14 protein-coding genes and 1 pseudogene are annotated in these 14,021 nt (G+C 33.7%); 1 reads left to right on the top strand and 14 read right to left on the bottom strand.

The features are described 5' to 3' along the window. Positions 1-60: 60 nt before the first annotated feature. The 14 genes and pseudogenes from hisF to NSS86_RS12450 form a co-directional block, all read right to left on the bottom strand. Positions 61-1,448, bottom strand: a pseudogene (hisF, locus tag NSS86_RS12385) (imidazole glycerol phosphate synthase subunit HisF). Further along, on the bottom strand, positions 1,445-2,149 hold the full coding sequence (gene hisA / locus NSS86_RS12390) for a 1-(5-phosphoribosyl)-5-((5-phosphoribosylamino)methylideneamino)imidazole-4-carboxamide isomerase (RefSeq protein ID WP_000571742.1): 705 nt from the start codon (positions 2,147-2,149) through the stop codon (positions 1,445-1,447). The pseudogene hisF and the gene hisA overlap by 4 nt, the downstream one beginning before the upstream one ends. Further along, entirely contained in the window at positions 2,142-2,720 is a 579-nt protein-coding gene (hisH, locus tag NSS86_RS12395) for an imidazole glycerol phosphate synthase subunit HisH (RefSeq protein WP_000635623.1), read from the bottom strand. Before hisH ends, hisA begins: the two co-directional genes overlap by 8 nt. Continuing rightward, on the bottom strand, positions 2,717-3,295 hold the full coding sequence (gene hisB / locus NSS86_RS12400; RefSeq protein ID WP_000640266.1) for an imidazoleglycerol-phosphate dehydratase HisB: 579 nt from the start codon (positions 3,293-3,295) through the stop codon (positions 2,717-2,719). The genes hisH and hisB overlap by 4 nt, the downstream gene beginning before the upstream one ends. Further along, complete coding sequence (locus tag NSS86_RS12405; RefSeq protein ID WP_000639184.1) at positions 3,264-4,277, bottom strand: aminotransferase class I/II-fold pyridoxal phosphate-dependent enzyme; 1,014 nt, start codon at positions 4,275-4,277, stop codon at positions 3,264-3,266. Before NSS86_RS12405 ends, hisB begins: the two co-directional genes overlap by 32 nt. A gap of 15 nt (positions 4,278-4,292) precedes the next feature. Beyond that, complete coding sequence (gene hisD / locus NSS86_RS12410) at positions 4,293-5,543, bottom strand: histidinol dehydrogenase (protein ID WP_000930649.1); 1,251 nt, start codon at positions 5,541-5,543, stop codon at positions 4,293-4,295. Then, positions 5,536-6,150, bottom strand: coding sequence for an ATP phosphoribosyltransferase (gene hisG, locus NSS86_RS12415; protein WP_000944148.1), 615 nt, complete (start codon positions 6,148-6,150; stop codon positions 5,536-5,538). Before hisG ends, hisD begins: the two co-directional genes overlap by 8 nt. 17 nt (positions 6,151-6,167) lie before the next feature. Continuing rightward, positions 6,168-6,986, bottom strand: a complete 819-nt coding sequence (locus tag NSS86_RS12420) for an ATP phosphoribosyltransferase regulatory subunit (protein ID WP_001065591.1) — start codon at positions 6,984-6,986, stop codon at positions 6,168-6,170. A gap of 303 nt (positions 6,987-7,289) precedes the next feature. Continuing rightward, positions 7,290-8,414 carry a polysaccharide deacetylase family protein gene (locus NSS86_RS12425; RefSeq protein ID WP_000549222.1) on the bottom strand — a complete coding sequence of 375 codons (1,125 nt, stop codon included), beginning with the start codon at positions 8,412-8,414 and terminating at the stop codon, positions 7,290-7,292. Between the two features lie 117 nt (positions 8,415-8,531). Further along, a complete protein-coding gene (locus tag NSS86_RS12430) occupies positions 8,532-9,029 on the bottom strand; it encodes a GNAT family protein (RefSeq protein WP_000610973.1) in 498 nt (165 codons plus the stop codon). A 46-nt stretch (positions 9,030-9,075) separates the two neighbouring features. Next, complete coding sequence (locus NSS86_RS12435; protein ID WP_001077823.1) at positions 9,076-9,909, bottom strand: energy-coupling factor transporter transmembrane component T; 834 nt, start codon at positions 9,907-9,909, stop codon at positions 9,076-9,078. Further along, on the bottom strand, positions 9,906-11,618 hold the full coding sequence (locus tag NSS86_RS12440) for an ABC transporter ATP-binding protein (RefSeq protein WP_000138654.1): 1,713 nt from the start codon (positions 11,616-11,618) through the stop codon (positions 9,906-9,908). Before NSS86_RS12440 ends, NSS86_RS12435 begins: the two co-directional genes overlap by 4 nt. A gap of 52 nt (positions 11,619-11,670) precedes the next feature. Further along, positions 11,671-12,225, bottom strand: coding sequence for an ECF-type riboflavin transporter substrate-binding protein (locus NSS86_RS12445; RefSeq protein ID WP_000743711.1), 555 nt, complete (start codon positions 12,223-12,225; stop codon positions 11,671-11,673). A 28-nt stretch (positions 12,226-12,253) separates the two neighbouring features. Further along, entirely contained in the window at positions 12,254-13,102 is an 849-nt protein-coding gene (locus NSS86_RS12450; RefSeq protein ID WP_000528922.1) for an S-adenosyl-l-methionine hydroxide adenosyltransferase family protein, read from the bottom strand. A gap of 378 nt (positions 13,103-13,480) precedes the next feature. Here NSS86_RS12450 and NSS86_RS12455 point away from each other — a divergent pair, with 378 nt between their 5' ends. Continuing rightward, positions 13,481-13,996 carry a YceI family protein gene (locus tag NSS86_RS12455; RefSeq protein ID WP_000181124.1) on the top strand — a complete coding sequence of 172 codons (516 nt, stop codon included), beginning with the start codon at positions 13,481-13,483 and terminating at the stop codon, positions 13,994-13,996. Positions 13,997-14,021 lie beyond the last annotated feature (25 nt).

Raw genomic sequence — 14,021 nt, forward strand, 5'->3', positions numbered from 1 at the left:
ACAATATTTGTAAGTGTATAAGCCATGATCCTTTTCCTTATATCTTAGTCCATACTTGCTTTACCACTGTTCGATATTTTGTCGTTCACCTTTAAAGTTATTGCGCTTATGATGTCTACGCGCTAATTCCGCCTCAATTTCTGAAAAATCGACGCCTAGCGCATGCATCAAGACAAATAAATGATAAAGTTCATCTGCTACTTCACTTACAAATGCTTTTTTGTCACCTTTAATTGCTTCAATTACGACTTCAAAAGCTTCTTCACCGTATTTTTTTGTAATCTTTTCTATACCTTCTGTTAATAAATATTTTGTATATGACTTTTCATTATTGGATTGGGCACTATCTTGAACTGTCTGCGCTAATGTTTGCACTGAAAATGGAACTTCTGTGTTGAAACAACTTTGACTGCCTGTATGACATGTTGGTCCATTTGGTATGACATCAATTAAAATAGTATCATTGTCGCAATCTACATGAATATCTTTAACAAGTTGCGTATGACCAGATGTTTCACCTTTTGTCCATAGACGTTGTTTCGACCGCGAATAGAAACATACCACACCATCTTCTATCGTTTTATCAAAAGCTTCTTGATTCATATAACCCAACATCAATACTTGTTTTGTTTGATTATCTTGTAAAATTGCTGGCACTAAACCTTTGCTAAAATCAATTTTATATTTGGTCATCTTACTGCTATACCCCCTTGCCGTATCACTTCTTTAATTGATTGAACCGTCGTTTCTCGGTCATGTAATATACTTGCAGCTAAACCTGCAGAAACATCCGTCTGATTAAATAGTTCTACAAAGTGTTGTGCATTGCCACCACCACCAGAAGCAATGATTGGAATATTTACAAGGGATTTTATTTTTGCAAGATGCTCAATATCAAATCCTTGTTTCATACCATCATGTCCCATACTTGTAACGAGGAGCTCACCTGCACCTAACTGTTCTACTTGCTGTACCCAGTCATATACTTTAATATTTGTCATTTTTTTACCACCATGCGTACAACAATAATGTGCTTTTCTTTCAGGATCATAATAGCTATCAATTGCTATACAGATGCATTGTCTACCGAATTTATCACTCGCTTGTTTAATGAGCTGTGGATTTTTTAAAGCACTTGAATTTAATGATACTTTATCTGCACCATGATTTAACAATTGGGTAATATCATCGAGACTTTGAATCCCACCCCCTACAGTAAGAGGGATAAACAAGCGTGACGCTGTCTGTTCAATCACTTCTAGCATTAAGCTATGACCCTCTTCCGTCTTAGAGATGTCTAAAAATACTAATTCATCAGCACCCGCTTCATTGTAATATATTGCTAAATCAACAGGATTCCCTATATCCCTTAATCCTTTAAATTGAATCCCTTTAACGACACGACCATCTTTGACATCTAAACATGGAATGATACGTTTTTTAATCATTCTAGCCCCTCCCAAAAAGATGCTTGATGTGCAGCCTTTCCTATAATAGCAGCGTGAACATTTAGCGACGCTAATCGTTGAATATCTTGCTGATGTCTAATACCACCGGAAGCAATGACAGGAATCGTCGTTGCCTTTACTAATTGACCAGTTAATTCAAAGTTAGGTCCGGACATTTTGCCATCTTTAGCAATATCAGTATATATAATGCCTCCAAGAGGTATATCCGATAACTGTCTCACAAAACTAAATAAATTTAACTCTGTGTCCTCTTCCCATCCGTTCACTTTAATATCTTCTCCATAAGCATCAACTGACAGATAAATACGACCTGGAAATGTATGTGCCATCTCTTTAAGCCAATCAGTATCTTGAATGCCTTTCGTTCCAACTATGCAATAATTAATCCCTGCGGCAAAGTAGTCCATGATTTGTGACTTCGTACGAATGCCACCACCTACTTCAATATCTTTGGTTGTTAATCTCCTCAATGACTTAATATAATCAAACTCTCGGGCATACTGTGCCTTAGCACCTATCAAGTCGACGATATGAATACGATTCACACATTCAAATTGACTATAGTAAGCAATACTTTCTTCAGCCGAACGCGACATTTTTTCTTCACTATCATATTTACCCTCTGTTAACCTCACACTTGTTGACCCAATCAAATCAATCGCTGGCCATAATTCAATCATTTATAAATCCCCCTTGTATTGCCTGACGCAAAATTTGTAACCCATATGTACCGCTTTTTTCAGGATGGAATTGAATACCAATATAATTGTTAAATTGAACAATTGCCGGAATATCAGCCCCATACTGCGCATATGCAATGACATTTTCTGACATCGGCGCTTGGTAAGAATGTACGAAGTAAACATCTTGATTTAACATAGGATGCTTACTCACTAAATTATTCCAACCTAAGTGCGGCACTGGGTATTCTGTTTGGATACGCGAAATATTTCCTGGGATAAACCCTAATCCAGATGCATCGCCTTCATCACTATGCTCATACATTAATTGCATGCCTAAACAAATACCAATCATCTTCTTATCAGTATTCTTAGCCAATATTGCATTGAGATTTAATCGTTTTATCTCTGACATCGCATCTTTAAAATGGCCGACACCGGGCAATATGATTGTTTCTGCTTGATCGATTATTTTTGAGGTATTTGAGACAACCACCTCATACCCTAAATGTTCAATAGCGCGTTTTACATTACTAATATTCCCTAATCCATAATCAACGATGACAATCATTCAATCACACCTTTCGATGACGGCACACGCTGATCATCAGTTGCAGTTAGCGCTATGCCTAATGCACGGGAAAACGCTTTGAATATAGCTTCAATTTCATGGTGTGTATTACCTCCACGAATTAAATCAATATGCGTTGTTAATCTTGCATTGATTACGACCGCTCTAAAAAATTCTTCTACTAACTCCGTATCAAACGTACCAACTTTTTCTTTACTTAATGATGCATTGAATGATAGGTATGGGCGCCCACTTATATCCACAACGACACGTGCTAATGTTTCATCCATTGGAATGTACATCGTTCCATAACGAACGAAATGCTTTTTATCTTTAATCATTTCAAGTAACAATTGGCCAATGACAATGCCGATATCTTCAGTTACATGGTGATCATCTACGTCAATATCACCTTGTGCCTCAATGTTTAATGACAGACCGCTATGAAATGTAAACAATGTTAACATATGATTTAAAAAGCCCACACCTGTATTAATATGCGATGGTGACTGGTCATCTGATATTGAAATATTTAGTTGTGTTTCAGCTGTGTTTCGTTGTTTTTGATAAATCATATTTTGCGCTCCATTCTTTAACAATTTCTTCTAATTGCTTTAACTGCGATGCTGTTGCAATTGAGTATCTTACATAGCCCTTCATCACCGGCTCATCATAAAAGCGAGGTTTAAATCCTTGTTCATATACGTATTGTCCTAATTGGTGCGCTGCTGAACCTTTAGTAAGTACAAAATTGGCATTTGATGGGAATACTGACATTTTATCTGCAACATGTGTATCAAATATTTGTTTTAACTGCTCAGCTAACTGTCGTTGCATCGTTAAAAATACTCTTGTCTCTTCTCTATGTCTAAAAATATAAGTCGCAATATTTAGCGTAAATACATTTAATGGATATGGATGTTCTATTTTTTGAATATGCTTTATCGTTCCAGCAGTACTAATTAAGACACCTAATCTTAAGCCGGCAATTCCAAACGCCTTTGATAATGTACGCATTCTTAAGATGTGTGGTGCCAGTTCCACGTCATATGCCGTACCATAATCTAAATATGCTTCATCAATGACAAAGTATCCGTTTAATGCTTTCATCTTATCTGCAATAGCTGTTAAAAATGCCGTATCAAATTGCTTGCCTGAAGGGTTATGTGGATTACTCATAATAAAAAATGATGGTTGTACTTCATCGATTTTCGTTAAAATGGTTTCCAAATCAAACGTTAAATCTGATCCTGCATCTACAAATGCAATTTCACGATTTACTTGTGCCGCATATGCTTGATACATAAAAAAATCAGGATTTAGCGTTAATGCCGGACCTTCTGGCATGATCAGCATTAACTTTTGAATCAATTCATCAGATCCATTTCCTGCAATAATTTGTTCAGGCGATAATCCGTAAAACTTAGCATAAGCTTCCTTGAATTGTTCATATGCTGCATCAGGATATAAATTATATGGCGTTGCACTAATAATAGACGTCATTGTTTTTTCATCCAACGGCGTAACTGGACTTTCATTTTTATCAATATAAATCATTTCAATTACACTCCCCTAAGACTGACGTATTAAAATAGACTGCTGGTGATTGTATAATGCTTCAACATGAGCAATATGTTGTGCTGAATCAGCAATTTGTTCAAACGTATCTTTTGATAAATGGATGACCGTGTTCCGTGTTAAGAAATCATTGACCGATAACCCATTGGTAAATCTAGCTGTTCTATTTGTAGGTAATACATGACTTGGACCTGCAACGTAATCTCCTATGACCTCTGGCGAATAATGTCCAATAAACAATGCACCCACATATTTCACTTTTTCAATATATGGTTGAGGATTTACTGTTTGAATCGACGCATGTTCAGGCGCGATTGTATTCATGACATGGCATGCTTCATCAAAATTACTAGCATGGATAAGGTAGTGTTGATTAGCGATACTTTTAGAAACAATGTCGTATCTGTCCACATTAGGCAATGCTTTAGCAATACGTGATTCTAAATCTTTAAGGACTTGCGCATCTTCACCAATGACATATGTACGTGCTAATTCATCATGTTCTGCTTGCGCAAATACATCATATACGATGGCATCTAAATCTGCGGTGTCGTCAATAATCAGTGCTATTTCTGTTGGTCCTGCAATTTGATCAATACCTACCTGTCCAAATAAATATTTTTTGGCATATGCAACAAATTGGTTACCTGGACCTACAATCTTATCAACTTTAGGTATCGTTTCTGTTCCATAAGTCAATGCAGCAATACTTTGAGCACCACCAACTTGAAACACTTGATTAACTTGCGTAATATAACATGCAGCTAATACCTCTTGGGATACTCCGTTAGGTTGAGGTGGTGTCACAACAACAATATTTTCTACACCCGCTACTTGTGCTAAAGTCGCTGTCATTAGAACCGTTGATGGATAACTTGCTTTGCCACCAGGCACATAAATACCCACACTTTCTAGTGGATGGTATATTTCATAACACTCCACTGATTCTTCTAACTGTTGATTCGTCTGCTTAATACTTTCTTGATATGCTTTAATTCTTTCATAACTTTGTTGTAATGCTTGTTTTGTTTTTTCATCTAATGTGTCAAATGCTGCTTTAATTTGTTCATGACTAATTTCTAAATGATCTGTTTTCGTATGATCGAATGTTAGATTATACATTTTCAAAGCCTTATCTCCATGAACTTTAACTTCCTGACAAATATCGCGAATAATTGGATACAATGACTCATCTAATGGTGCTTCTAATGAAAATTGATTTAAAAATTGTTGTGCATTAAGCATTGGCAATAGACACCTCCAAAGAGCGAATAAATTGCTCTATTAATTGTGATTTTTTAAAATAAGCTGCTTTATTAGTTATTAATCTTGCATTGATATCACTAATATGTTGCTTTTCAACCAGTCCGTTCGCTTTTAGCGTAGTACCTGTTTGAACGATGTCGACAATTCCGTCTACCATATCTACGACACAAGCTAATTCAACAGAACCATTCAATTTAATCAATTCGACATCAATACCTTTTGATTTAAAATATGTTTCAGCAGTATGAACATAACTCGTTGCGATTTTACGATAATTGGTCGTTTCAGGTTTCGCTGCAACCGCAAAATGACATGCTCCAAAAGGCATATTCAACAAATTATTAATATTATATTGGCGCTCATCTAATATGTCGCTACCAACAATGCCTATGTCGGCCATTCCTTGTTCCACATAGATTGGCACGTCACTTCCTTTTACTAAAATGCATTCAATATTATCTACACTTAATAATAATTGGCGTTCTCTATTTTTTAATGTTTCTGATAATGTCGTATATTCAATTACATCTAAATAGTTAATTAAACTATCCATTAGACGTCCTTTGGCTATGGCGATTCTTAACATTGTGCATACTCCCTTACTTAAAGTGTTAATCCTAATCCAAACCCTTCGATGCTTCCTTTGTAATAACCACCTGTTAAAACTCGAGATTCATTTTCAGCAAAATGACATTGAATAAATAAGCCTGTGTAATAGGATCTAGGTGGCTGCGCAGTAATATCTAAATGGATGTCTTTGTAACCTTGTGTATGTAACCAACGTTCCCATATTTTTAATTCAACGAGTGCTGGATGGTCATTTGGAATATAGTGTTCCAATACATTTAATTGTTGTTGCGTATTCTCTTTCAAGATTTGCACGATTGGATGTTCAGTCGACAAATATGTAACCAGTCCCGATAAATTACGTTCCTCAATCATTGATAGTATGTCTGGTGTTTGTAACGATTTATCGAGTAAGGCATCAAGCAATTGATAATGTCCCAATACAACAAAATGCACGTTGTCTCTCAACTGCTGTTGAATAAACTGAATAAATAGCTTTAAGCTCTGTTGTACATTCGCTAATGATGGTGCATAGTTTTCCAAACCCACTTGTACAGCCGCTTCATTATTCCGAATGATTAAACCTGTGTATGCCACTTTTGTTGCTGCAGTTGGATACATTGAGTAATAACGCAATAATTGATCTGTAAAATCATTTCGAAGTGCATAAATTTGATGCTCATGTTGCCAAAAATTTCGCTCACCCATCTGCTGCAAATCCTCATGGTTCAATTGTTTCCAGTCCAACTTTTCAACCACACTAAAATCAACTAACTCATAATCCGCTTTATTAAAATATTTTAAAAATGCTGTTTCCGATTCTTTTAACGCAATTAATTGTTCTGAATTATTCACTCGACCACCCTTTACTTTCAATACTGTATTTAAAATCACTTGGTATTTTCGTTGTTTACTTTACTTCTCTACCACACTAAAGTGTAATATGATTAATAACTTATCATTTTTAGCAATACATTACAACCTTTTTCAGAAAATTCGGTGTATTGTTTTTAAATTTTTACAAAAGAAAAAGGCAAGACATTTGTGCCTATAAAAATGCTAAACCAAGATTTTTATATTGAAGTTGTACTTCTTGCACATATTGTGCTTGCCTTATTATGTAAAGTTATTTTCTTTCTATCTTTTTATTAAATTTAACTATTCTTCATAATCCCGATTACCTTTAAAGAATTGTCTATCTTGTTTACTATATACATTTTCAGGATTAAAAAACGGTTTGAGTTTATATTTAAATTCAAATAAGTTTAGACCATCAATCGCAACCCTATCTTGGTAAACGTTCGTTGCTGATATATCTGTAAAATTGTTTGGACCGACACCTGCAATAAACTTAAACTCTGCTTCATCTACCAAATAATCATACGCTTGTGTATGTCTATCCTGTGCGCCATGTGGAAATACAAACATATCTGTTTTACCTACAATTGGTTCAACTTCATCTTTCCATCTTTTAGTATCACGTTTAATACCTTCTAAAGATGTTTTTTCAAAATTAATGTGACCATATGAATGACTCGCAAATGACCATCCATCCCGTTTCATTGCGCGAACAACTTCCTCAGCTGCCTTTTTATTCTTTGTATAATCTTTACTCGTTAATTCATTCGTGCGATAACCTAATACGCCCTCATAACCGGTTAAAGCAACAACACCTTTTTCACCATTTAAAGAAAAATCTGGATGCTCTTTTACAAATTTATTTAAAATTGGCACGATATCATTGTCATCAGAATAAGTAGCATGACCTTTTTTGTCTGTAGTTTCAGAAACAACATGTTTATTTTTATCGAGTACTAAACGGTCAGCATAACCATGGTGTCTCATGTAACTATAGTAATTCATATCATCAATTGAGATGATTAGTGGCTTTTTACCTTTCGGCAATTTTATTTTTTTGGCTTTTACATGATGAGATGATAAGTCGTATACATCATGTGGATTAACGATGATGTAATTATTTTTATATAATTCGTTCAATGATTTTTTAAATTCACTTACAGTAATCATCCAATCATTGTTGCCCTTAGCTTGGTGTGTATCTCCTGTAAACGCAACTTTTGGGTCTGTAATTAATGGGTGATAAAACACATGATAAACTTGGCCGTGATATGTTTCCCAATGTTCATCCATTTTCGATTTATGCTTTGCATACTCATTTGGATTAACAGATTTATTTTGAGCTTTCTCATTTTGCTTGGAACAGCTATATAGCAATGCAACTGATAATAACAGAAAAAATAGCAATAAATATTTTTTATGCATTAAACATTCTCCCTATGTTTTATTATGCACAATTATAACATTTTTATTATGTGGCTCATAACTTTTTAAGAAACTGTTGGGATTTTAATTTTATTTTTTAGATAATGTCATAGTATTTTATTTATAAAACACAATATCTCCTTGATTGATAATGTCGTCCATAGCTTTGTCTCGCTTGAATTTAAGCCTTTCTGCTAAATTTATTGAACGTTGGTTACACTTATTTGTCCTGATAACTTTTACTGTTTCTTGATCGATATAATTCACAAAATTTGTGATTGCTGTAATAGCCTCACATGCGTACCCTTGTCCTTCAAAACTTGGATGTAATTTATAAAATAAATTTAGTACTGTTTCTTGCTTTAATTGTCGATATTCATATCCACAAATACCAATAACACTACAATCTATTTTTTTCACCAATACAAAGTAACCAAATTGATATTGTTGCCAATGGTTTTGCCATTTTTCAATCCACCGTTGTGTGTCTAATTTGGAATTATGTAAACCTTTGGGAGTGTATATATTTGCTTGTGGATGACTACAAATATTATAAAGTTCAATTAAATGCGAGGAACTTGGAATCATTAAATTTAATCTTTCAGTATTTATCATTAAATGTCTCCCTCCTATTTCTATTTAAAGACTATTTATATGAATACTAATGCCACGGGTTGAAATATCGACTATTATTTAAAAAGAATAATGTAACTACTAACATCAGAAGTATTAACGTCAAACACAAAACAACATAATCATCTTTTTTTAATTGTTTTTTGACGTACCAGGTTCTCCTTTTATACTGTCCGAATTGTCTTAACTCCATAGCAGTACTAATAGTGTCAATTCTTTCGATACTAGAAAATATTAAAGGTAACACAATGCGTTTGATACCTTTAACACGGCTAGTAAATTTCGCTTTTTTCGAATTATCATATCCTCTTGCTTGTTGCGCTTGTGAAATATTAAAATATGTTTCTTGAATATCTGGAATATACCTTAATGCTAGTGAGACTGCGTAACTGATTTTATAATTCACACCTAGCTGATTTAAACTTGCAGCAAAATGACTCGGATTCGTTGTGAATAAAAATATTAACGCTAAAGGAACTGTACTAATATATTTTAATATTAGATTAAAAAGATAGAATAATTCCTGTGATGTTAGCGTAAATCGACCAATACCATTGACTAACTCTGTACGCTGATTATAAATCTTCACACCATATTCAGGGTCAAATATGTATACGGCAATAATATTTAATATTGTGAAAAACAGAATGAATTTAACAACAAAGCGAACTTGTTTCCATTCAATATGAGCATATTTGAACAATAAAATAGATGAAGCACTAATTAAAATTAAATATCTTGTGTCATAAGTCACCATTGCAGAAATAGAAACAACTAATAAGAATAAAAGTTTAACAGTCGCATTTAATTGATGAATACGACTATTTCCCGGGTGAAAACCTATAGTATTATATTGATTCATTGGCGTCTCACCTTCCTATCATGGTTAATAAATAATTGTACTAATTTCTGTGGCTCGCTAATCCCTATATATTCGGCCATTTCAAATAGCGATGTTTGTCTCAATGATGCAATCTCACAGATTTTTTTATCATTTAATATCAATACTGGCGTGGTATCAGCAACGACTTGTCCTTTTGATAATACAACTGTTCTTGAACTATACTCAGACAATAAATGCATATCATGCGTAATCATAATAATCGTCTTTCCCTGTCTGTTTAGCTCAATTAAAAATGACATTATCTCATTATAATGATAGAAATCTTGACCAGCAGTCGGTTCATCCAATATGATTATTTCCGGATTTAAGACTAAAACAGATGCTATAGTGACCCTCTTTTTTTGACCATAGCTTAAAGCTGCAATTGGCCAATTCCGAAATGCATAAAGTCCGCATATTTTGAGCACATTCTCTACTCGTATCTTTATATCTGATTCTTTCATACCTCGTGCTCTTAACCCTAATGCTACTTCATCGTAAATCATTTTTTCAGAAATCATATGATTTGGATTTTGCATCACATAACCTACGAATTCAGATCGTTCGCTAATTGACAATTGATTAAATCCCCTATTACAAAATTGGATATTACCTGTTATATCTAAAAATCCACAAATTGCTTTAGCAAGTGTTGATTTGCCGGCACCATTGTGACCAACTATACTAAGCATTTCTCTTCTATAAACATTTAATTGAACATTATTAAGTACACTATTACTATAGTCACTATATTGAACACATACCTCATTTAATTCTAATAGCGGTTCAGATTTGTACTTATTATCATTATTTGCAGATGTTTCATCTATCCATTTTTTCACTTTAAATTTAACATGTTCACTCATACAAACGTCACGTAAATTCGCTAAGTTATCAATGGATTCGACATCTACTTCTGCATATTTAAGCGCTGTACAGTATAATGGTTCACGTATGCCTGCTTCTTTAAGCTTAGATGATTTTAGCAAATCACTAGGCGTTGTATTAGCGATGATTTTTCCATCTTTAAAAAGAAGAACTCTATCAAACGTATCATCTAATGATTCTTCTAATCGATGTTCGACAATAATCATCGTTGACTTTGTTTCTTCATGAATATTGTTTAACAATCTCAGCGTTTCATGTCCTGTCGCAGGATCTAAATTGGCCAGCGGCTCATCCAATATTAAAATAGGCGTACGATGGATTAATATACCACCTAATGAAACGCGTTGTTTTTGACCTCCAGATAAATCTTGCGGTCGGTGATTTAAATGTTCTATCATGCCAACTTTTTCAGCCCAATAACTTACATTTTTCTTCATATCATCTTGTTCAACACAATTATTTTCTAATAAAAAGGCCATATCTTCAGCTGCTGTTAAGCCTATGAACTGTCCATCTGTATCTTGTAAAACTGTACCAACAACATTAGATCTATCATGTAAACAACTAACGGTTGCATCTTGATTATTTATATATAGTTCCCCGGTTATGTTACCTTTAGTTTTAAATGGAATTAATCCGTTTATGCAATTTGCAAAAGTCGATTTACCACTACCTGAAGCACCAACTACTAGCACTTTTTCTCCTGGATAAATATCAACATTTATATTCTGTAATGTAGGTGTTGCTTGACTATGATATTGAAAACTAAAGTCTTTGAACGAGATAATTGGTTCAGTCATGATATATCATTACCTTTCTACATTCATTTACATATCTGATTCAACAAAATGATTATTCTTTACGTAAACTACCTTTTTTTATTTGAGATGAAGCATATGCTTTTAATAATATTGTCCCAATAATACCAACTGAAATAATATTTAATACTGCAGAGATAACACCTTGTGTATAAACCTTGTTAGCCGGTTCGTTATAAATCAAAATATCTAATGTTGGTGCAATAAGTGCCCAGCAAATAATATTCGCAATAATTTGACCGATATTAAAATAAATCATCGATTTCCTAGAAAATAGGCCTGAAGAAAGATTTAATTTTAGGCCAATCCATCCATATAAACAGCCTATAATTCCTGAACAAATAACCCAACTCCACCAAGCACTACCGTATGTCGTGAAATCTTTAATAGCGTGTCCAACTAATCCAGTCATTAAACCAGCAAAAGGCCCAAATATTGCAGATATTAATGCTAAAAATGCATAAGATGTTTCTATATTCGTATTAGGAAAACCTGTTGGTATTACAACAAAACGCCCTAAAATCACAAATACCGCTGCTCCTATACCAATCGCAACAACAGTTTTAACTGAAATATCTTGTTTTTTCATCTTCATTACTCCTTACATAAAAAATTCATTAAATTGATGGTGCTTTAGATAAATGAATCGTCCAATCATTTCCAGTACCAATATGATATAAATCTGAAAATGAGTCTTGATTGACTGCTACACCAATATTTACTAGCGAGTTAACATACACAAGAGGTTCACCCACATTAACATCTGCAAACGATCGCGCAAATTTAATAATATTTTGATAGACTTTCTTATCTTGATGATAAATTGTTACCACCAAATTATTACCATGAACAATTTCCAAGGATTTTAAGAATGCCAATGGAATATTTGTCCATAATGACCCAAATCTGATATCTAAAATATCAATGCTTCCTGTAACAGAATCCTCATTTTTTGTCGCTTCTCTTATTTCTAATGCCTCAATACTATCAACATTAATTGCCTGACCGAGACGTTCAAACGCTATCTTATTTGCAGCTAATCTCGCACCATTGTATGCATAAACATCTCTACCATGAAAAGTATGACTTTCTTCCGAATGAGGCAATCGGCTTTTCACTTCATCAATTTCGATAACTTTTTTAATACCTTCGTAATGTTTAATATGACTTAAAGAACCATTATCAGGTGTAATAATGTAATGACCTGAATATGTTAAGCAAGCAATGCTCCGCCTATCACTACCTACACCCGGGTCTACCACTGATACAAAAACTGTGCCTTTAGGCCAGTATTTTACAGTTTGATATAAACGATATGACGCTACCCAAATGTCATACGGTGGTATATCATGCGTTAAGTTTTCGACACGTATATCATCACTTACAGTATATGCAACTCCATACATTGCACTTACAGCGCCATCACTAAGTCCAAAATCTGATTGCAAAACCAAATAATTTCCCATAAAATGCCTCCTTTTTTAAAACTTCAAAAAAATATAATCTACATATTTAACGTTCTATATTTTGAATTTTCAGAATTATATTAAAATAGTACGAGTCACTTGATGCAAAGTCAATAGTAGTGACTATAAAAATGATAATAATAGTCAGATTTATCTCATTAACTAAATTTCACGGACTTGTAATCACTTCTTTATGTTTGAATTAATTGACTAGGGTATAACAATAGTGTGGTGTTTTATAGGTCATTCTTTAAATACATCACAGAAAATATTCGAATTCGAAATAAAATGCTTGCATCTTTGTTTTTTAGGTGGTATTGTATGTATATCAAGTATAAAAAATATATCTAAGAGATAAAAATATGGAGGTTTTATATTATGACTAACTTTACTTTTGATGGTGCACACAGTAGTTTAGAATTCCAAATTAAACATTTAATGGTTTCTAAAGTGAAAGGTTCATTTGATCAATTTGATGTAGCTGTTGAAGGAGATATTAATGACTTCAGTACTTTGAAAGCTACTGCAACAATTATTCCAAGCTCAATTAACACTAAAAACGAAGCACGTGATAACCACTTAAAATCTGGTGATTTCTTTGGTACTGATGAATTTGATAAAATCACGTTTGAAACAAAATCAGTTACTGAAAACAAAGTTGTTGGTGATTTAACAATTAAAGGTATCACTAACGAAGAAACATTCGACGTTGAATTCAACGGAGTAAGTAAGAATCCTATGGATGGTTCTCAAGTAACAGGTGTTATTGTTACTGGTACAATCAATAGAGAAAACTACGGCATTAACTTTAACCAAGCACTTGAAACTGGTGGCGTAATGCTAGGCAAAGATGTTAAATTCGAAGCATCAGCTGAATTCTCAATCTCAGAATAATCTCATTACACAATCCTCATTGTTT

The sequence above is a fragment of the Staphylococcus sp. FSL W8-0056 genome, assembly GCF_037963075.1.
Classification (GTDB): domain Bacteria; phylum Bacillota; class Bacilli; order Staphylococcales; family Staphylococcaceae; genus Staphylococcus; species Staphylococcus aureus.